This is a genomic window from Streptococcus sp. M334 (assembly GCF_000187745.1).
GTDB lineage: Bacteria > Bacillota > Bacilli > Lactobacillales > Streptococcaceae > Streptococcus.
The window spans coordinates 128,511-147,068 of record NZ_GL732488.1 but is presented as its reverse complement, the minus strand read 5'-3'; the positions used below and the strand labels follow the sequence as shown (position 1 = coordinate 147,068).

Annotated in this window: 20 protein-coding genes and 1 pseudogene; 20 read left to right on the top strand and 1 reads right to left on the bottom strand. The window is 39.4% G+C overall.

Translation table 11 applies throughout. The features are described from left to right. Nucleotides 1-94: 94 nt before the first annotated feature. From HMPREF0851_RS10745 to HMPREF0851_RS10715, 7 genes are all read left to right on the top strand, one after another. Nucleotides 95-961, top strand: a complete 867-nt coding sequence (locus tag HMPREF0851_RS10745) for a carbohydrate ABC transporter permease (RefSeq protein ID WP_162492370.1) — start codon at nucleotides 95-97, stop codon at nucleotides 959-961. A gap of 15 nt (nucleotides 962-976) precedes the next feature. Beyond that, nucleotides 977-1,816, top strand: a complete 840-nt coding sequence (locus HMPREF0851_RS10740; RefSeq protein ID WP_001192009.1) for a carbohydrate ABC transporter permease — start codon at nucleotides 977-979, stop codon at nucleotides 1,814-1,816. Nucleotides 1,817-1,941: 125 nt separating this feature from the next. Continuing rightward, the gene (locus HMPREF0851_RS10735) at nucleotides 1,942-2,394 is read left to right on the top strand and encodes a YhcH/YjgK/YiaL family protein (protein WP_000575436.1); all 453 of its coding nucleotides are present in this window, start codon (nucleotides 1,942-1,944) and stop codon (nucleotides 2,392-2,394) included. 277 nt (nucleotides 2,395-2,671) lie between these two features. Then, nucleotides 2,672-2,866: a hypothetical protein gene (locus HMPREF0851_RS16710; protein ID WP_009014316.1), complete on the top strand. Its 195-nt coding sequence runs from the start codon at nucleotides 2,672-2,674 to the stop codon at nucleotides 2,864-2,866. Nucleotides 2,867-2,948: 82 nt separating this feature from the next. Then, nucleotides 2,949-3,593, top strand: coding sequence for a YesL family protein (locus HMPREF0851_RS10725; RefSeq protein WP_000078525.1), 645 nt, complete (start codon nucleotides 2,949-2,951; stop codon nucleotides 3,591-3,593). Between the two features lie 173 nt (nucleotides 3,594-3,766). Then, entirely contained in the window at nucleotides 3,767-4,684 is a 918-nt protein-coding gene (locus tag HMPREF0851_RS10720; RefSeq protein ID WP_001281525.1) for a dihydrodipicolinate synthase family protein, read from the top strand. A 17-nt stretch (nucleotides 4,685-4,701) separates the two neighbouring features. Beyond that, a complete protein-coding gene (locus HMPREF0851_RS10715; RefSeq protein ID WP_000186252.1) occupies nucleotides 4,702-5,586 on the top strand; it encodes an ROK family protein in 885 nt (294 codons plus the stop codon). 15 nt (nucleotides 5,587-5,601) lie between these two features. On the opposite strand, the gene HMPREF0851_RS10710 is transcribed toward HMPREF0851_RS10715, so the two are convergent. Continuing rightward, entirely contained in the window at nucleotides 5,602-6,453 is an 852-nt protein-coding gene (locus HMPREF0851_RS10710) for a MurR/RpiR family transcriptional regulator (RefSeq protein WP_001039473.1), read from the bottom strand. A 239-nt stretch (nucleotides 6,454-6,692) separates the two neighbouring features. Here HMPREF0851_RS10710 and pbp2b point away from each other — a divergent pair, with 239 nt between their 5' ends. The 13 genes and pseudogenes from pbp2b to HMPREF0851_RS10650 all read left to right on the top strand — a co-directional run bounded on the left by pbp2b (nucleotide 6,693) and on the right by HMPREF0851_RS10650 (nucleotide 18,553). Further along, the gene (gene pbp2b / locus HMPREF0851_RS10705; RefSeq protein WP_009014315.1) at nucleotides 6,693-8,750 is read left to right on the top strand and encodes a penicillin-binding protein PBP2B; all 2,058 of its coding nucleotides are present in this window, start codon (nucleotides 6,693-6,695) and stop codon (nucleotides 8,748-8,750) included. A gap of 10 nt (nucleotides 8,751-8,760) precedes the next feature. After that, nucleotides 8,761-9,357 carry a recombination mediator RecR gene (gene recR, locus HMPREF0851_RS10700; protein ID WP_000966748.1) on the top strand — a complete coding sequence of 199 codons (597 nt, stop codon included), beginning with the start codon at nucleotides 8,761-8,763 and terminating at the stop codon, nucleotides 9,355-9,357. A 174-nt stretch (nucleotides 9,358-9,531) separates the two neighbouring features. Then, the gene (locus HMPREF0851_RS10695; protein WP_000814679.1) at nucleotides 9,532-10,575 is read left to right on the top strand and encodes a D-alanine--D-alanine ligase; all 1,044 of its coding nucleotides are present in this window, start codon (nucleotides 9,532-9,534) and stop codon (nucleotides 10,573-10,575) included. 84 nt (nucleotides 10,576-10,659) lie between these two features. Then, the gene (locus HMPREF0851_RS10690; RefSeq protein ID WP_000778757.1) at nucleotides 10,660-12,030 is read left to right on the top strand and encodes a UDP-N-acetylmuramoyl-tripeptide--D-alanyl-D-alanine ligase; all 1,371 of its coding nucleotides are present in this window, start codon (nucleotides 10,660-10,662) and stop codon (nucleotides 12,028-12,030) included. Beyond that, complete coding sequence (locus HMPREF0851_RS10685) at nucleotides 12,020-12,631, top strand: NUDIX hydrolase N-terminal domain-containing protein (RefSeq protein ID WP_000994191.1); 612 nt, start codon at nucleotides 12,020-12,022, stop codon at nucleotides 12,629-12,631. The genes HMPREF0851_RS10690 and HMPREF0851_RS10685 overlap by 11 nt, the downstream gene beginning before the upstream one ends. Before the next feature lie 90 nt (nucleotides 12,632-12,721). Next, nucleotides 12,722-13,426 (top strand): TIGR02206 family membrane protein, encoded by a 705-nt coding sequence (locus HMPREF0851_RS10680; protein WP_001055235.1) that lies wholly within the window; start codon nucleotides 12,722-12,724, stop codon nucleotides 13,424-13,426. 216 nt (nucleotides 13,427-13,642) lie between these two features. Next, a pseudogene (gene ftsA / locus HMPREF0851_RS10675) lies at nucleotides 13,643-14,834 on the top strand (cell division protein FtsA); the annotation flags it as partial. Then, nucleotides 14,810-15,016, top strand: a complete 207-nt coding sequence (locus HMPREF0851_RS16785; protein ID WP_416068970.1) for a cell division protein FtsA C-terminal domain-containing protein — start codon at nucleotides 14,810-14,812, stop codon at nucleotides 15,014-15,016. The pseudogene ftsA and the gene HMPREF0851_RS16785, both read left to right, overlap by 25 nt. 16 nt (nucleotides 15,017-15,032) lie before the next feature. Beyond that, the gene (ftsZ, locus tag HMPREF0851_RS10670; protein ID WP_000144266.1) at nucleotides 15,033-16,289 is read left to right on the top strand and encodes a cell division protein FtsZ; all 1,257 of its coding nucleotides are present in this window, start codon (nucleotides 15,033-15,035) and stop codon (nucleotides 16,287-16,289) included. A 4-nt stretch (nucleotides 16,290-16,293) separates the two neighbouring features. Then, nucleotides 16,294-16,965 carry a YggS family pyridoxal phosphate-dependent enzyme gene (locus HMPREF0851_RS10665; RefSeq protein ID WP_001049395.1) on the top strand — a complete coding sequence of 224 codons (672 nt, stop codon included), beginning with the start codon at nucleotides 16,294-16,296 and terminating at the stop codon, nucleotides 16,963-16,965. 9 nt (nucleotides 16,966-16,974) lie between these two features. After that, nucleotides 16,975-17,508 (top strand): cell division protein SepF, encoded by a 534-nt coding sequence (locus HMPREF0851_RS10660; protein WP_000053391.1) that lies wholly within the window; start codon nucleotides 16,975-16,977, stop codon nucleotides 17,506-17,508. After that, the gene (locus HMPREF0851_RS10655; protein ID WP_000898130.1) at nucleotides 17,508-17,771 is read left to right on the top strand and encodes a YggT family protein; all 264 of its coding nucleotides are present in this window, start codon (nucleotides 17,508-17,510) and stop codon (nucleotides 17,769-17,771) included. Before HMPREF0851_RS10660 ends, HMPREF0851_RS10655 begins: the two co-directional genes overlap by 1 nt. Then, nucleotides 17,768-18,553, top strand: a complete 786-nt coding sequence (locus HMPREF0851_RS10650; protein ID WP_001038445.1) for an RNA-binding protein — start codon at nucleotides 17,768-17,770, stop codon at nucleotides 18,551-18,553. The genes HMPREF0851_RS10655 and HMPREF0851_RS10650 overlap by 4 nt, the downstream gene beginning before the upstream one ends. Nucleotides 18,554-18,558: the final 5 nt, after the last annotated feature.

Sequence of the window (18,558 nt, the reverse complement as noted above, 5' to 3'; positions counted from 1 at the left end):
TTTATTTAAAAGGTAAATCATCATTCTCTTAGGAGATTATCAATAAAAAGAAAAGGAAAGAGAGGTGCCTACAGTGAAAGTTAATAAAATTCGTATGAGAGAAACCGTTATTTCTTATGCTTTCCTAGCGCCAGTTTTATTCTTCTTTGTTGTCTTTGTTTTAGCACCAATGATTATGGGCTTCATCACAAGTTTCTTTAACTATTCTATGACTAGTTTCCAATTTGTGGGCTTAGATAACTATATCCGTATGTTTAAAGATCCTGTCTTTACAAAATCTCTGATTAACACAGTTATTTTGGTTATTGGATCAGTTCCTGTAGTTGTTCTCTTCTCGCTCTTTGTAGCGTCACAGACCTACCATCAAAATGCTATCGCTAGATCTTTCTATCGTTTCGTATTCTTCCTTCCAGTTGTTACAGGTAGTGTTGCCGTAACAGTTGTATGGAAATGGATCTATGATCCACTATCAGGTATCTTGAACTTTGTTCTTAAATCAAGTCATATCATTACTCAAAACATTTCATGGCTTGGTGATAAGCACTGGGCATTGATGGCAATTATGATTATCCTCTTGACAACTTCAGTTGGTCAACCGATTATCCTCTACATCGCTGCTATGGGTAATATTGATAATTCATTGGTTGAAGCTGCCCGCGTTGATGGTGCAACTGAGTTTCAAGTTTTCTGGAAGATTAAATGGCCAAGCCTTCTTCCAACAACTCTTTATATCGCAATCATCACAACAATTAATTCATTCCAATGTTTCGCCTTGATTCAGCTTTTGACATCTGGTGGTCCAAACTACTCTACAAGCACTTTGATGTACTACCTATACGAAAAAGCCTTCCAATTGACAGAGTATGGCTATGCCAACACAATTGGTGTCTTCTTGGCAGTTATGATTGCTATCGTAAGTTTTGTTCAATTTAAAGTACTCGGAAACGACGTAGAATACTAAAGAAAGGAGACAGCTATGCAATCTACAGAAAAAAAACCATTAACAGCCTTTACTGTTATTTCAACAATCATTTTGCTCTTGTTGACTGTGCTGTTCATCTTTCCATTCTACTGGATTTTGACAGGGGCATTCAAATCACAACCTGATACAATCGTTATTCCACCACAATGGTTCCCTAAAATGCCAACCATGGAAAACTTCCAACAACTCATGGTGCAAAACCCTGCTATGCAATGGATGTGGAACTCAGTATTTATCTCATTGGTAACCATGTTCTTAGTCTGTGCAACCTCTTCTCTAGCAGGTTATGTACTAGCTAAAAAACGTTTCTATGGTCAACGTATTCTCTTTGCAATCTTTATTGCAGCCATGGCTCTTCCAAAACAAGTTGTCCTTGTACCATTGGTACGTATCGTCAACTTCATGGGAATCCACGATACTCTCTGGGCAGTTATCTTGCCTTTGATTGGATGGCCATTTGGGGTTTTCCTTATGAAACAATTTAGTGAAAATATTCCAACAGAGTTGCTTGAATCAGCTAAAATCGATGGTTGTGGTGAGATTCGTACTTTCTGGAGTGTAGCCTTCCCAATTGTAAAACCAGGGTTTGCGGCTCTTGCAATCTTTACCTTCATCAATACATGGAACGACTACTTCATGCAGTTGGTAATGTTGACTTCACGTAACAATTTGACTATTTCACTCGGTGTTGCGACCATGCAAGCCGAAATGGCAACCAACTATGGTTTAATCATGGCAGGTGCAGCTCTTGCTGCTGTGCCAATCGTAACAGTCTTCTTAGTCTTCCAAAAATCCTTCACACAAGGTATTACTATGGGAGCTGTTAAAGGATAAGAAACGATTTCTTTTACAGTATCAATTGGCTATTGCTAGCACTATCTAAAAGCCTCCGACAGTAAATGACACTGTTGGAGGTGTTAGTTTTAATCGCTTAATGACGATTTTTAAAGGAGAAAATAATGATTTTTGACGATTTGAAAAATATTAGCTTTTATAAAGGAATTCATCCAAATCTTGACAAGGCAATTGATTATCTTTATGAACATCGTAAAGATTCGTTCGAGTTAGGAAAATATGATATTGATGGTGACAAGGTCTTTCTAGTTGTTCAAGAAAATGTCCTAAATAAAGCTGAAAATGACCAGTTTGAACATCACAAGAACTATGCAGACTTGCATTTGTTGGTAGAAGGGCATGAATATTCTAGCTATGGTTCACGTATTAAAGATGAAGCAGTAGCATTTGACGAAGCAAGTGACATTGGTTTTGTCCATTGTCATGAACATTACCCACTCTTGTTGGGTTATCACAATTTTGCGATTTTCTTCCCAGGAGAGCCACATCAACCAAATGGTTATGCAGGTATGGAAGATCAAGTGCGCAAGTATTTGTTTAAAATTTTAATTGATTAGAAATAATATGAACTGATTTTCTGTGAGGTTTTGATAATACTCTACTATGATATTTATATTTGTGAGGTAGAGAAATGAGATCTTATTGTCAGTATGTTTATTCAGAAATGCTATAGGTATGGCAGGAGAGAAGCTTAACAGAGTCTCTATGTCTACGGCAGCAAGAGTAGGATTATTGACCAAGATTTCTGGATGGATTTTACGAATAGCTGTGAATGTAGCTGATGCACATGATAAAATCCCTAACAATGATCGTCTAAACTTTTAAAATATGAGAATGAAGGTACTTTTAATTTTTTTATTGAATATGTTAGCTTGGACAGTGCTTGCAATGATAATCCGTGGAGGGCTAGATGGATTTAATGAGCATACTTGGAGTACTATTTTAATTGCTTCGCTGTCCGGGATATATATAGATTATATGTCCATAGATAAAAATAGAAAAAAGTCCAAAAGAAAAAAGAAAAAATAGATTTGTTCATGGTAGGGACTTATGAAAGCTTTACTGACAAAAAAGAAAACAGTTTACAAAGAAAAATGATGGGGGAGCAAACATGTCACAAAAAGGAAGAAGTCTCATCAAGGCTGCATTTGATACAGATAATTTTCTAATGCGAATTAGTGAGAAGGTTTTAGATATTGTAACAGTCAATCTTCTCTTTGTAGTAACTTGTTTACCAGTTGTAACGATTGGAGTAGCCAAAATTAGTCTCTATCAGACGATGTTTGAAATCAAGCAAAGTAGACGTGTTCCAGTTTTTAGAACCTATCTAAGAGTTTTCAGGCAAAATCTGAAACTAGGTTTTCAGTTGGGGATGTTAGAATTAGGAATTGTATTTCTAACTCTTTCAGATCTCTATCTTTTCTGGGGTCAAACAGCTCTGCCCTTCCAATTGGTGAAAGCCATTTGTTTAGGTATTCTGATTTTCCTTACCATTGTGATGTTGGCTAGTTACCCTATCGCGGCACGTTATGACCTATCTTGGAAAGAAATTCTTCAAAAAGGATTGATGTTGGCTAGTTTTAATGCTCCTTGGTTTATCTTGATGATCGCAATTATCTTTTTGATTTTGATGATTCTATATCTATCAGCCTTTACCCTTCTATTGGGAGGATCAGCTTTTATTCTCTTTGGTTTTGGACTTCTTGCTTTTTTACAAGTAGGAGTGATGGAAAAGCTATTTGCTAAGTATGAGTAAGGGTTGCAATTATTTCTGAAACTACTTTCAAACGCCCCAAACGCTATTCTATAAGCAAGAAACTAAAATCTAAGTGTCTACAAGATATTGAAAGCCTTTTCGGTAAAGTGTATACTAAAGAAGTAAAGAAAGAATCTGCTCTAGCAGAAAATAAAAATAATAGGAGAAAATCTATGTCAGATTTAAAAAAATATGAAGGTGTCATTCCAGCCTTCTACGCATGTTATGATGAACAAGGAGAAGTAAGTCCAGAACGTACGCGTGCCTTGGTTCAATACTTCATTGATAAAGGTGTTCAAGGTCTTTATGTCAATGGTTCTTCTGGCGAATGTATCTATCAAAGTGTTGAAGATCGCAAGTTAATCTTGGAAGAAGTCATGGCAGTTGCCAAAGGTAAATTGACCATCATTGCTCACGTAGCTTGCAACAATACCAAAGATAGTATGGAACTAGCTCGCCATGCAGAAAGCTTGGGTGTAGATGCCATTGCAACAATTCCACCAATTTACTTCCGCTTACCAGAATACTCAGTTGCTAAGTACTGGAACGATATCAGTTCTGCAGCTCCAAACACAGACTACGTGATTTACAACATTCCTCAATTGGCAGGTGTTGCTTTGACTCCAAGTCTTTATACTGAAATGTTGAAGAATCCTCGTGTTATCGGTGTGAAGAACTCTTCTATGCCAGTTCAAGATATCCAAACTTTTGTTAGCCTTGGTGGAGAAGACCATATCGTCTTCAATGGTCCAGATGAGCAGTTCCTAGGAGGACGCCTCATGGGTGCTAAGGCTGGTATCGGTGGTACTTACGGTGCTATGCCAGAACTCTTCTTGAAACTCAACCAATTGATTGCGGATAAAGATTTGGAAACAGCGCGTGAATTACAATACGCTATCAACGCTATCATTGGTAAACTCACTTCTGCACATGGAAATATGTATGGTGTCATTAAAGAAGTCTTGAAGATTAATGAAGGACTTAATATTGGATCTGTTCGTTCACCTTTGACACCAGTGACTGAAGAAGATCGTCCAGTTGTGGAAGCAGCTGCAGCCTTGATTCGTGAAACTAAGGAGCGCTTCCTCTAATTCATAAGGAGGTATTTATGACTAACTACATTGCAATTGATATCGGTGGAACTAACATCAAGTATGGTTTGGTTGATCAAGAGGGGCAACTTCTTGAATCGCATGAGATACCGACAGAGGCACATAAGGGTGGCCCCCATATTTTAGAGAAAACCAAACAGATTGTAGCTAGTTATCTTGAAAAAGATTCTGTAGCAGGTGTTGCCATTTCTTCGGCAGGTATGGTGGATCCTGACAAGGGTGAGATTTTCTATGCAGGCCCACAGATTCCAAATTATGCAGGTACACAGTTCAAAAAGGAAATCGAGACTAGCTTTGATATTCCTTGTGAAATTGAAAATGATGTCAACTGTGCAGGACTTGCAGAAGCAGTTTCGGGATCTGGTAAGGGAGCAAGTGTGACCCTTTGCTTAACCATTGGAACAGGTATTGGTGGTTGTTTAATTATTGACGGTCAAGTCTTCCATGGTTTTAGTAACTCTGCCTGTGAGGTTGGCTATCTACACATGCAGGATGGAGCTTTCCAAGACTTAGCCTCAACCACAGCTTTGGTTCGTTATGTAGCAGAAGCACATGCTGATCCCGTTGATCAGTGGAATGGTCGTCGGATTTTTAAGGAAGCTACTGAGGGCAACAAGCTTTGTATGAAAGGTATCGACCGCATGGTTGACTATCTAGGGAAAGGTCTAGCTAATATTTGTTATGTGGCCAATCCAGAAGTAGTCATTCTAGGTGGTGGTATCATGGGACAAGAAGCTATTCTCAAGCCTAAAATTCGAAAAGCTTTGAAAGAAGCCCTGGTACCAAGTCTAGCAGACAAGACGAGATTAGAATTTGCCCATCACCAAAATACAGCAGGTATGTTAGGTGCTTATTATCATTTTAAAACAAAACAATCCTAGTTTGGCAATGCCAAACTAGGATTTTCTAATTCTTCTTTGTCTTCGATAGCCGTTGAGTTTTTTATTTTCCCAGTAGCTATTAAATATTCTCTCTTTATTTTCTCGATTGATTTCTAAAAAGTAAGCATAGATCAAATCAACCCAAAAAAGCATTGGAAGTTGAGAGGAGATACGCTGAATATAGGATGATTGATTGTGACTAGCAACCAGTACAGTTTCAGTATACAGTTGGTTTTCTTTGTTTGGTACGCTGGTAAAGAGGACTGTTTTTGCCCCCATTTCTTTAGCATCTAACAAGCTGTCCAGAATAGATTGAGTAGATCCAGATAGTGAAAAACCTAGAACCAAGCAATTGTCATCCATGATACTAGTAGTCCAAGCAAAGCCATCTTGATCGGTTATAGCTTCACAGACCACTCCTAAACGCATAAAGCGTAATTTCATCTCACGAGCGACAAGGCCAGAGCTTCCGGTGCCAAAAAAATAGACTCTTTCAGCATCTTCTATCATATTAGCTATTCGTTCAATTTGATTTTCATTAATTAATTCCTGAGTTTGCTCTCGCATATTGCTATAGCTTCTGAGAACGCCTTGGATAAGAGGATTTTGGGTCGATAGCTGAAGATTTTGGTTATCGATTTGATGTTGGTATTGAAAAATAAATTCTCTATAGCCAGTAAAACCACACTTTTTAGCAAAACGAGTTAGGGCAGCTTGGGAAATATGAAGTTTCTGAGCTACGTTTTGTGATGATAAATCATCCTGTATCGTATCGACCTGTAAGAAATAGCGAGCAATTTCTTGCTCTAAATCTGTTAGTGCTTCAAAATGAAGATCGATAATGGATGCAATGTCTGGCTTATTCATGGGGCTCCTTTTCATGAGTCAACCGCTTAGAAGTTGACAATTCCCTAACTATTATTATCATTATATCATAGAAGAATAGATAAAAACATAAAAAGCCATTTTCAATTAAAAGTCAAAAAAAGGTATCGATTTTTCTAAGAGTTTCTCCTTAAAATATGATACAATGAAGAGTAATAATCTTCTTTCAAGTTTTATATTTTTTAGTGAAAATGGGATAGAAGATGGAAATTTTTCTAGAAATGAGACATGGTTGTATGAGAAAATTTAATAGTCATTCGATTCCGATTCGGCTTAATCTACTATTTGGAATAGTTATCTTGCTTTTTATGACGATTATTGGTCGTCTTCTTTATATGCAGGTATTAAATAAAGACTTTTACGAAACGAAATTAGCATCAGCAAGTCAAACGAGAGTGACAACTAGTTCGGCTCGAGGACAAATCTACGATGCAACGGGGAAACCTCTTGTTGAAAATACCATCAAGCAAGTTGTGTCTTTTACAAGGACTAACAAGATGACGGCAGCTGAACTCAAAGAGACTGCAAAAAAACTTCTTACTTATGTGAATGTCAGCTCTCCTAATCTTACAGACCGTCAGATTGCTGATTATTACTTGGCTGACCAAGAAATTTATAAAAAAATAGTCGATGCTTTGCCACGTGATAAGCGTTTGGATTCGGATGGAAATCTTCTTTCGGAAGCAACTCTCTACAACAATGCGGTGGAAAGTGTTGATGTGAGTCAGCTCAACTATACGGATGATCAGAAAAAAGAAATTTATTTATTTAGTCAGCTAAATACTGTTGAAAATTTTGCTACAGGAACAATCGTAACGGATTCTTTAGATGACACACAAGTTGCTCTTGTCGCTTCGGCATCCAAAGACTTACCAGGAATTAGCATTTCTACTTCATGGGATAGAAAAGTCCTAGACACTTCTTTGTCTTCAATTGTAGGTAGTGTATCAAGTGAAAAATCAGGTCTTCCAGCAGAGGAAGTGGATGCTTATTTGAAAAAAGGCTACTCTCTGAATGACCGAGTGGGGACTTCGTATCTTGAAAAGCAGTACGAAGAAGTACTACAGGGAAAACGTTCTGTTAAAGAAGTACATCTTGATAAACATGGCAACATGGAAAGTGTTGAAAATGTAGAGGAAGGAAGCAAAGGGAACAACATCAAACTAACGATTGACCTAGCTTTCCAAAATGGAGTGGATGATCTGCTTAAGAGTTATTTTAATTCGGAGCTAGGTAACGGAGGAGCTAGATATTCTGAAGGAGTGTATGCAGTAGCACTTAATCCTAAAACAGGAGCCGTCCTTGCCATGTCTGGGATCAAGCATGATACTGAGTCAGGTAAATTGAGTTCAGATTCCTTAGGGACAGTCACCGACGTGTTTGTGCCAGGGTCAGTAGTTAAGGCCGCTACCATCAGCTCAGGTTGGGAAAATGGAGTCTTGTCAGGGAACCTGACCTTGACAGACCAACCGATTGTCTTCCAAGGTTCAGCTCCGATTAATTCTTGGTACACTCAGGCCTACGGTTCATTCCCGATTACAGCGGTGGAAGCCTTGGAGTATTCTTCTAATGCCTATATGGTTCAAACGGCTTTGGGCATTATGGGTCAGACCTATCAACCCAATATGTTTGTTTTAACTAACAATTTAGAATCCGCCATGGGGAAACTTCGTTCGACATTTGCGGAATATGGCCTTGGAGCCTCAACAGGCATTGACCTTCCAGATGAGTCAACTGGTTTTATACCAAAAGAGTATAATTTTGCTAATTACATTACCAATGCTTTTGGTCAGTTTGATAACTATACTCCTATGCAATTGGCTCAGTATGTTGGAACCATTGCCAACAATGGTGTTCGGATTGCACCTCACATTGTTGAGGGAATTTATGGAAATAATGAACAAGGTGGCTTAGGCAATCTGCTTCAAGAGACGACTAGCAAAGAAATGAATAAGATTAATATCTCAGAGTCAGATATGTCTATTCTGCAACAAGGATTTTATCAAGTTTCACATGGTGGTAGTGCTTTGACAACTGGTCGTGCCTTTTCAAATGGTGCAGCTGTATCCATTAGTGGTAAAACAGGTACTGCCGAAAGTTATGTTGCGGGAGGTCAAAAAGCTAACAATACCAATGCTGTGGCCTATGCACCATCAGATAATCCTCAAATCGCTGTAGCTGTTGTCTTCCCGCATAACACAAATTTGTCAAATGGTGTCGGACCTTCCATTGCGCGCGATATTATCAACCTCTATAACCAACATCATCCAATGAATTAGAAAGGAACATATGCTTTATCCAACACCTATTGCCAAGCTAATTGACAGTTATTCTAAGTTACCGGGTATCGGGATTAAGACGGCTACCCGTCTGGCCTTCTATACTATTGGAATGTCTGATGACGATGTCAATGAATTTGCTAAAAATCTCCTTTCTGCTAAGAGAGAGCTGACCTACTGTTCCATCTGCGGTCGCCTGACTGATGACGATCCTTGCTCTATCTGTACCGATCCAAGTCGTGACCAGACAACGATTTTGGTGCTAGAGGATAGTCGCGATGTGGCAGCCATGGAGAACATTCAAGAATACCATGGACTCTATCATGTTTTACATGGTCTTATTTCTCCCATGAATGGTATCAGTCCGGACGATATCAATCTCAAGAGCCTCATGACTCGTCTGATGGATAGTGAAGTTTCAGAGGTAATCGTAGCAACCAATGCCACAGCAGATGGTGAAGCGACATCCATGTATCTTTCTCGTTTGCTCAAGCCAGCTGGTATCAAGGTTACGCGTCTAGCACGAGGTCTCGCTGTCGGAGCGGACATTGAGTATGCGGACGAAGTGACACTCTTGCGAGCCATTGAAAATCGAACAGAGTTGTAAGTCTAGACAAATTAACACACTCAATTCATTTATACAAAAATCACGGAGATCGACAGTTGTTTTATCGGTCTCTTTTTAGATTTATTGAAGACCAGTATCAGGTTCAAGTTTCAAAAAAGAAGCAAATATGATATACTAAAGAACGAGTATTCTATTAGAATTGGAACAAATAATATGAAACAAACGATTATTCTTTTATACGGTGGACGTAGTGCAGAGCGTGAAGTCTCTGTTCTTTCAGCTGAGAGTGTGATGCGTGCGGTCAACTACGACCGTTTCACAGTCAAGACTTTCTTCATCAGCCAGTCGGGTGACTTTATTAAAACGCAAGAATTTAGCCAGACTCCAGGTCAAGAGGATCGTCTCATGACCAATGAAACCATTGCTTGGGATAAGAAAGTTGCACCAAGTGCCATCTACGAAGAAGGAGCAGTAGTCTTTCCAGTCCTTCACGGTCCGATGGGAGAAGATGGCTCTGTTCAAGGTTTCCTTGAAGTTTTGAAAATGCCTTATGTTGGTTGCAACATCTTGTCATCAAGTCTTGCCATGGATAAAATCACCACCAAGCGTGTTCTAGAATCTGTCGGGATTGCCCAAGTTCCCTATGTGGCCATCGTCGAAGGTGATGATGTGACTGCTAAAATTGCCGAAGTTGAAGAAAAATTGACTTATCCAGTCTTCACAAAACCATCAAACATGGGTTCTAGTGTCGGTATTTCTAAGTCTGAAAATCAAGAAGAACTCCGTCAAGCCTTGAAACTTGCCTTCCAATATGACAGCCGTGTCTTGGTAGAGCAAGGGGTAAATGCTCGTGAAATCGAGGTTGGTCTCTTGGGCAACTACGATGTCAAGAGTACGCTACCAGGAGAAGTAGTCAAGGATGTTGCCTTTTATGACTACGATGCCAAGTATATTGACAACAAGATTACCATGGATATCCCAGCTAAAATCAGTGATGACGTGGTAGCTGTCATGCGTCAAAATGCAGAAACAGCCTTTCGTGCCATTGGTGGCCTCGGTCTCTCTCGTTGTGATTTCTTCTATACAGATAAGGGAGAGATTTTCTTGAATGAACTCAATACCATGCCAGGTTTCACCCAGTGGTCTATGTACCCACTGCTTTGGGACAATATGGGAATCAGCTACCCAGATCTAATCGAGCGTTTGGTGGACCTTGCCAAGGAAAGTTTTGACAAGCGCGAAGCGCATTTGCTATAAAAATGAAAGAAGGGGTAGGAGCCAGAACCATCACTGCAAGGTGACTAGAGTTCTCGGGCTCCGACCCTTTTTAAAGGAGTAGAAATGAAATTAACAATCCATGAAGTGGCCCAAGTTGTAGGGGCTAAAAATGATGTGACAATTTATCCAGATAGTCCACTAGTTAAGGCGGAATTTGATAGTCGTTTGATTGCTGCAGGGGACTTATTTGTGCCCCTAAAAGGTGCGCGTGATGGCCATGACTTTATCGAAACAGCTTTTGAAAATGGCGCCGCAGTAACTCTGTCTGAGAAAGAAATTGCAAACCATCCCTACATTTTAGTAGATGACGTATTGACTGCCTTTCAATCACTAGCTGCCTACTATCTTGAGAAAACAGCTGTTGATGTCTTTGCTGTTACGGGTTCAAATGGCAAGACAACGACCAAGGATATGTTAGCGCACTTGCTATCAACAAGCTACAAAACATACAAAACACAAGGCAACTACAATAACGAGATTGGCCTTCCCTACACAGTTCTCCACATGCCTGAAGGAACAGAAAAGTTGGTCTTGGAGATGGGGCAGGATCACTTGGGAGATATTCATCTCTTGTCTGAATTGGCTCATCCAAAGACAGCCATTGTGACCTTGGTTGGAGAAGCCCATTTGGCCTTTTTCAAAGACCGTTCTGAGATTGCTAAAGGAAAAATGCAAATTGCTGATGGCATGGCTTCAGGTTCTTTACTTTTGGCGCCAGCTGACCCTATTGTAGAGGACTACTTGCCAACTGATAAAAAGGTAGTCCGTTTTGGGCAAGGGGCAGAGTTGGAAATTATAGACCTGGTTGAGCGCAAGGATAGTCTGACCTTTAAGGCTAATTTCTTGGAACAAGCTCTTGATTTACCAGTGACTGGTAAGTACAATGCCACCAATGCTATGATTGCATCCTATGTTGCCCTACAAGAAGGAGTTTCAGAGGAGCAAATTCGTCAAGCCTTCCAACATCTTGAATTGACACGTAACCGTACCGAGTGGAAGAAAGCAGCCAATGGAGCAGACATTCTGTCAGATGTTTACAATGCCAATCCGACTGCTATGAAATTGATTTTAGAGACTTTCTCTGCTATTCCAGCCAATGAAGGTGGCAAGAAAATTGCAGTCTTGGCGGATATGAAGGAACTCGGTGACCAGTCTGTTCAACTCCATAACCAGATGATTTTGAGCCTCTCACCAGATGTACTTGATACCGTGATTTTCTACGGAGAAGACATTGCTGAATTAGCTCAACTGGCCAGTCAAATGTTCCCAATTGGCCACGTTTACTACTTCAAGAAAACAGAAGACCAAGACCAATTTGAAGACTTAGTCAAGCAGGTAAAGGAAAGTCTTGGAATCAATGACCAAATCCTGCTCAAAGGTTCTAACTCTATGAATCTAGCTAAGTTGGTAGAAAGTTTAGAAAATGAATGCTAGTGATTTTGCCAAGTATCTTCAAAGAATGATTGCCCTTACAGATACTGGATTAACCTTTACAAAAGATCCTTTCGACCGTGAGCGCTACGAAGACTTGCGAGGCCTTTTATCTGAAATGTTGAATCAGGCATCAGACCTTGATGCAGACGAAGTGGCAGAACTCTTGAAACCGACCTCCGCTTATGCGACTCCTTTAATGGACGTCCGTGCTTGGATAGTTGAGGATGAAAAAATTTGTCTGGTTAGGGGACAAGGAGAGAATGATTGGGCTTTGCCAGGTGGCTTTGGCGAGGTCGGTTATTCATCAACTGAAAATATTCTCAAGGAAATTGAAGAAGAAACCGGTTTTAAAGCCAAAGTTGAACGACTACTAGCTGTTTTTGATACCAATCGTTTCCAACTACAGAGTAAACAATATGCAAAGTTTGTTTTTGAATGTAAGTTTCTCGATGGACAATTCCAAGAAAATCAAGAAATTGCAGACCTTCAATTTTTTGCCATTGATCAACTGCCAGCCTTATCTGAAAAACGCATTACCAAGGAGCAAATAGAGATTCTTTGGCAGGTTTATCAAGGTCAGAGGGAGCAATATCTTGACTAAGAAGATGATTATCGTATTTTTAAATCCATTTTTGACAAATAGCATGGTATAATAATATTCAGGAAAATTTTGAATCATGAGGAATACTAGATGAATTTATGGGATATTTTCTTTACGACCCAAGCAACAGAGCCACCCAAATTTGACCTTTTTTGGTACGTGAGTATATTTACACTCTTAGCCTTGACCTTTTATACAGCCTATCGTTATCGTGAAAAGAAGGGTTATCAACGATTTTTTCAGATTTTACAGGCAGTTCAGTTAATCCTTCTTTATGGTTGGTACTGGGTCAATCATATGCCACTGTCAGAAAGTTTACCCTTTTACCATTGCCGTATGGCCATGTTTGTGGTACTTTTGCTTCCTGGGCAGTCCAAATATAGGCAGTATTTTGCATTACTAGGAACATTTGGGACATTAGCGGCCTTTGTTTATCCAGTGCCAGATGCCTATCCTTTCCCCCATATTGCGATTTTATCCTTTATCTTTGGGCACTTAGCTCTATTGGGGAACTCACTGGTTTATCTATTGAGACAGTATGATGCACGATTGCTAGATGTGAAGAGAATTTTTATCATGACTTTTGCCCTAAATGCCTTGATTTTTGTGGTCAATTTGGTAACAGGTGGAGATTACGGATTCTTGACAAAACCGCCATTGGTTGGGGATCACGGCTTAGTGGCTAATTATTTAATCGTTTCTGTAGCCTTGTCAGCAGCGATTACGTTGACAAAGAAAATCTTGGAACTATTTTTAGAACAAGAAGCAGAAAAAATGATTGCAAAGAAAGCTTAGAAATGAGCTTTCTTTTTGTACACTAGATAGATTGTTGATAAAGTTTACAGTGAATGAATTTTTGAACAGAAAAACTAAAAATTGGCTAGTAAATTTAGGAAAAACTAAGCACAATCAGATTTTTTGTGTTATAATATTCTGTGAATAGCTATGCCCATGTTTAGCTATGGAATATTACGAAGTGAGAAACTTGGAAGATAGAGAGGATGCGATGTAATGGCTAGAGAAGGCTTTTTTACAGGTCTAGATATTGGAACAAGCTCTGTTAAGGTGCTTGTAGCCGAGCAGAGAAATGGTGAATTAAATGTAATTGGCGTGAGTAATGCCAAAAGTAAAGGTGTAAAGGATGGAATCATTGTTGATATTGATGCAGCAGCAACTGCTATCAAATCAGCTATTTCCCAAGCAGAAGAAAAGGCAGGCATTTCGATTAAATCAGTGAATGTCGGCTTGCCTGGAAATCTTCTGCAGGTAGAACCAACTCAAGGGATGATTCCAGTAACATCTGATACCAAGGAAATTACGGATCAAGATGTTGAAAATGTTGTCAAATCAGCTTTGACAAAGAGTATGACACCTGACCGTGAAGTCATTACCTTTATTCCTGAAGAATTTATTGTGGATGGTTTCCAAGGAATTCGTGACCCACGTGGCATGATGGGGGTTCGCCTTGAAATGCGTGGCTTGCTTTATACAGGCCCTCGTACTATCTTGCACAATTTGCGTAAGACAGTTGAACGTGCAGGTGTTCAGGTTGAAAATGTTATCATTTCACCACTAGCAATGGTTCAATCAGTTTTGAACGAAGGTGAACGTGAATTTGGTACTACAGTGATTGATATGGGGGCAGGTCAAACGACTGTCGCTACAATTCGTAACCAAGAACTCCAGTTCACCAATATTCTCCAAGAAGGCGGAGATTATGTAACTAAGGATATCTCTAAAGTCTTGAAGACATCACAGAAACTAGCCGAAGGTTTGAAATTAAACTATGGAGAGGCTTATCCTCCTCTCGCAAGTAAAGAAACATTCCAAGTTGAAGTGATCGGGGAAGTAGAACCTGTTGAAGTAACAGAAAATTACTTGTCAGAGATTATTTCTGCACGAATCAAGCATATCTTTGAACAAATCAAACAAGACTTGGAGAGAAGACATTTATTGGATCTTCCTGGTGGAATTGTTTTGATCGGTGGAAATGCTATTTTACCGGGTATGGTAGAATTGGCTCAAGAAGTCTTTGGCGTTCGTGTCAAACTCTATGTTCCAAACCAAGTTGGTATTCGCAATCCAGCCTTTGCGCATGTGATTAGTCTATCGGAATTCGCTGGACAATTGACAGAAGTCAATCTTTTGGCTCAACGAGCAGTCAAGGGTGAAGTTGCTCTGACTCATCAACCAATTAGTTTTGGGGGAATGATTCAGAAAACAGCTCAGTTTGTACAATCAACGCCTGTTCAACCAGCTCCTACTCCAGAAGTAGACCCGGTGGCTCCTACAGAACCAATGGCGGATTTCCAACAAGCTTCACAAAATAAACCGAAATTAGCAGATCGTTTCCGTGGCTTGATCGGAAGCATGTTTGACGAATAAAGAGGAAAAATAAATTATGACATTTTCATTTGATACAGCTGCTGCTCAAGGTGCAGTGATTAAAGTAATTGGTGTCGGTGGAGGTGGTGGCAATGCCATCAACCGTATGGTCGACGAAGGTGTTACAGGCGTAGAATTTATCGCAGCAAACACAGATGTACAAGCATTGAGTAGTACAAAAGCTGAGACTGTTATTCAGTTGGGACCTAAATTGACTCGTGGTTTGGGTGCTGGAGGTCAACCTGAAGTTGGTCGAAAAGCTGCTGAAGAGAGCGAAGAAACATTGACAGCTGCTATCAGTGGAGCGGATATGGTCTTCATTACTGCTGGTATGGGTGGAGGATCAGGTACTGGTGCAGCTCCTGTTATTGCCCGTATTGCTAAAGATTTAGGTGCTCTTACAGTTGGTGTTGTAACACGTCCGTTTGGTTTTGAAGGAAGCAAACGTGGACAATTTGCTGTTGAAGGAATCAATCAACTTCGCGAACATGTAGATACTCTATTGATTATTTCAAACAACAACTTGCTTGAAATTGTTGATAAGAAAACTCCTCTTCTTGAAGCACTTAGCGAAGCGGATAACGTTCTTCGTCAAGGTGTTCAAGGAATTACCGATTTGATTACCAACCCAGGATTGATTAACCTTGACTTTGCCGATGTGAAAACAGTTATGGCAAATAAAGGGAACGCCTTAATGGGTATTGGTATCGGTAGTGGAGAAGAACGTGTAGTAGAAGCAGCTCGTAAAGCAATCTACTCACCACTTCTTGAAACAACGATTGATGGTGCTGAGGATGTTATCGTCAACGTTACTGGCGGACTTGACTTGACTTTGATTGAAGCAGAAGAAGCATCGGAAATCGTTAACCAAGCAGCTGGTCAAGGAGTGAACATCTGGCTCGGAACATCTATTGATGAAAGCATGCGTGATGAAATTCGCGTAACAGTTGTTGCAACAGGTGTTCGTCAAGATCGTGTTGAAAAGGTAGTAGTTCCACAAGCTAGACCTACTACTAACTACCGTGAGACAGTGAAACCAGCTCATTCACATGGCTTTGATCGTCATTTTGATATGGCAGAAACAGCTGAATTGCCAAAACAAAATCAACGTCGATTGGAACAAACTCAAGGTTCTGCTTTTGGTGATTGGGATTTGCGACGTGAGACGATTGTTCGTCCAACTGATTCAGTTGTATCACCAGTTGAACGTTTCGAAGCACCATCTTTAGAAGAGGATGAATTAGAAACTCCTCCATTTTTCAAAAATCGTTAAGTAAATGAATTTGAAAGAAAATACAGAACGTGTTTTTCAACAAGTAAAAGATGCAAGTCAGCAGGCAGGAAGAGAAGATAATTCTGTTTCAGTTCTTGCTGTTACAAAATATGTAGACGTGCCGACAGCGGAGGCTTTGCTTCCGCTAGGTGTGCATCATATTGGTGAAAATCGTGTAGATAAGTTCCTTGAGAAATATGAAGCTTTAAAAGATAGAAATATTACCTGGCATTTGATTGGAACCTTGCAAAGACGCAAGGTCAAAGATGTCATTCAGTATGTTGATTATTTCCACGCTTTGGATTCATTAAAGCTAGCAGAAGAAATTCAAAAGAGAAGTGACCGAGTTGTTAAGTGTTTCTTACAAGTGAATATCTCAAGGGAAGAGAGCAAACATGGTTTTTCAAAGGAAGAACTACTGGAGCTCTTGCCAGAATTAGCAACCTTAGATAAAATTGAATATGTAGGCTTGATGACTATGGCTCCTTTTGAAGCTAGTAGTGATGAGTTGAAAGAAATTTTTAAAGCTACACAGGATTTGCAACTAGAAATTAGAGAAAAACAAATTTCCAATATGCCAATGACGGACTTGAGTATGGGTATGAGTCGTGACTACAAGGAAGCGATTGAATTTGGCTCAACATTTGTCAGAATTGGTACAGCATTTTTTAAGTAGGAAAGAAATATGTCTTTAAAAGATAGATTTGATAGATTTATAGATTATTTTACAGAAGATGGAGAAGATGCTGGTATTACTTATCAGCCTAAAGCTGAGGAACCGATTGTGGCTTCAGTTCCTTCCGTAAAAGAGTTACCTCAACAAGTTGCAACTACGCCATCTAAAGAAAAAAACATTACTCGTCTTCATGCCCGTCAACAAGAGTTGGCTATGCAAAGTCAACGTTCTACAGATAAGGTGACAATTGATGTTCGTTACCCACGCAAGTACGAAGATGCTACAGATATTGTTGATTTATTAGCTGGTAACGAAAGTATTTTGATTGATTTTCAATATATGACAGAGATTCAAGCACGTCGTTGTTTAGATTATCTGGATGGAGCTTGTCATGTTCTAGCTGGAAATTTGAAAAAGGTAGCTTCTACCATGTATCTGTTGACACCAGTGAATGTTATTGTAAATGTTGAAGATATTCGTTTACCAGATGAATCACAAAATGGTGAATTTGGTTTTGACATGAAGCGTACGAGAGTGAAATAATGCTCTTTCTCATTCGTTTTATTCAAAATGCAGTAGATATCTATTCACTGATTTTAGTCGTTTTTGCTCTGATGTCTTGGTTCCCAAATGCTTATGAATCGCGCCTAGGTCGCTTGATTATTAGCTTAGTGAAACCGATAATAGCTCCTTTACAACGCTTACCCCTTCAGATTGCAGGGCTTGACTTGTCTGTCTGGATTGCGGTATTATTAGTGCATTTTTTAGGGAACCAATTGATTCGACTTTTAGTGATTTTTCTATGAACAAGATGATTTATCAACACTTTTCTAAGAATGATTCGTCTTTTATTGATAAGGGAGCCGAATGGATAAAAAAGGTAGAAGATTCTTATTCTCCTTTTTTAAGCCCCTTTGTAAATCCTCATCAAGAAAAGATTTTAAAGGTTCTAGCATCAACGAAGGGCATCTCCTACATGAGTAGTCGGCAGTTTCTTGAAACTGAATACGTACGAATACTCCTGTATCCTGATTATTTTGAACCCGAATTCTCTGATTTTGAACTATCCTTGCAAGAAATAGTTTATTCTAATAAGTTTGAACGTTTAACACATGCAAAAATATTAGGGACTGTTTTAAATCAGCTGGGAATTGATAGGAAGCTGTTTGGTGATATCTTAGTCAATGAAGAGAGAGCACAGATTATCATTAATCGACAGTTTACTCTCCTTTTCCAAGACGGCATTACGAAAATTGCCCGTCTACCTGTTCGTCTAGAAGAGCGGGATTTTACTGAGAAAATTACTACAGCAGAAGATTATCGAGAATTGGATATTTGTATCGCTAGTTCTAGATTAGATGTTTTCCTAGCGGGGGTCTTCAAACTGTCAAGAAATCAGGCAAATCAGTTAATTGAAAAGCAGGCAGTTCAAGTTAATTACCATTTAGTTGAAAAATCAGATTATACAGTTCAAGTTGGAGACTTGATTAGTGTAAGGAAATTTGGTCGATTGAAACTCATTAGAGATAATGGGCAAACCAAAAAAGATAAAAAGAAATTAACGGTCCAATTGTTATTAAGTAAGTGAGGAAA

Coding starts and splice junctions, on each gene's coding strand:
- HMPREF0851_RS10745 (WP_162492370.1), top strand. CDS start 95: ATGAGAGAAACCGTTATTTCTTATGCTTTCCTAGCGCCAGTTTTATTC.
- HMPREF0851_RS10740 (WP_001192009.1), top strand. CDS start 977: ATGCAATCTACAGAAAAAAAACCATTAACAGCCTTTACTGTTATTTCA.
- HMPREF0851_RS10735 (WP_000575436.1), top strand. CDS start 1,942: ATGATTTTTGACGATTTGAAAAATATTAGCTTTTATAAAGGAATTCAT.
- HMPREF0851_RS16710 (WP_009014316.1), top strand. CDS start 2,672: ATGAAGGTACTTTTAATTTTTTTATTGAATATGTTAGCTTGGACAGTG.
- HMPREF0851_RS10725 (WP_000078525.1), top strand. CDS start 2,949: ATGTCACAAAAAGGAAGAAGTCTCATCAAGGCTGCATTTGATACAGAT.
- HMPREF0851_RS10720 (WP_001281525.1), top strand. CDS start 3,767: ATGTCAGATTTAAAAAAATATGAAGGTGTCATTCCAGCCTTCTACGCA.
- HMPREF0851_RS10715 (WP_000186252.1), top strand. CDS start 4,702: ATGACTAACTACATTGCAATTGATATCGGTGGAACTAACATCAAGTAT.
- HMPREF0851_RS10710 (WP_001039473.1), bottom strand. CDS start 6,453: ATGAATAAGCCAGACATTGCATCCATTATCGATCTTCATTTTGAAGCA.
- pbp2b (WP_009014315.1), top strand. CDS start 6,693: ATGAGACATGGTTGTATGAGAAAATTTAATAGTCATTCGATTCCGATT.
- recR (WP_000966748.1), top strand. CDS start 8,761: ATGCTTTATCCAACACCTATTGCCAAGCTAATTGACAGTTATTCTAAG.
- HMPREF0851_RS10695 (WP_000814679.1), top strand. CDS start 9,532: ATGAAACAAACGATTATTCTTTTATACGGTGGACGTAGTGCAGAGCGT.
- HMPREF0851_RS10690 (WP_000778757.1), top strand. CDS start 10,660: ATGAAATTAACAATCCATGAAGTGGCCCAAGTTGTAGGGGCTAAAAAT.
- HMPREF0851_RS10685 (WP_000994191.1), top strand. CDS start 12,020: ATGAATGCTAGTGATTTTGCCAAGTATCTTCAAAGAATGATTGCCCTT.
- HMPREF0851_RS10680 (WP_001055235.1), top strand. CDS start 12,722: ATGAATTTATGGGATATTTTCTTTACGACCCAAGCAACAGAGCCACCC.
- ftsZ (WP_000144266.1), top strand. CDS start 15,033: ATGACATTTTCATTTGATACAGCTGCTGCTCAAGGTGCAGTGATTAAA.
- HMPREF0851_RS10665 (WP_001049395.1), top strand. CDS start 16,294: ATGAATTTGAAAGAAAATACAGAACGTGTTTTTCAACAAGTAAAAGAT.
- HMPREF0851_RS10660 (WP_000053391.1), top strand. CDS start 16,975: ATGTCTTTAAAAGATAGATTTGATAGATTTATAGATTATTTTACAGAA.
- HMPREF0851_RS10655 (WP_000898130.1), top strand. CDS start 17,508: ATGCTCTTTCTCATTCGTTTTATTCAAAATGCAGTAGATATCTATTCA.
- HMPREF0851_RS10650 (WP_001038445.1), top strand. CDS start 17,768: ATGAACAAGATGATTTATCAACACTTTTCTAAGAATGATTCGTCTTTT.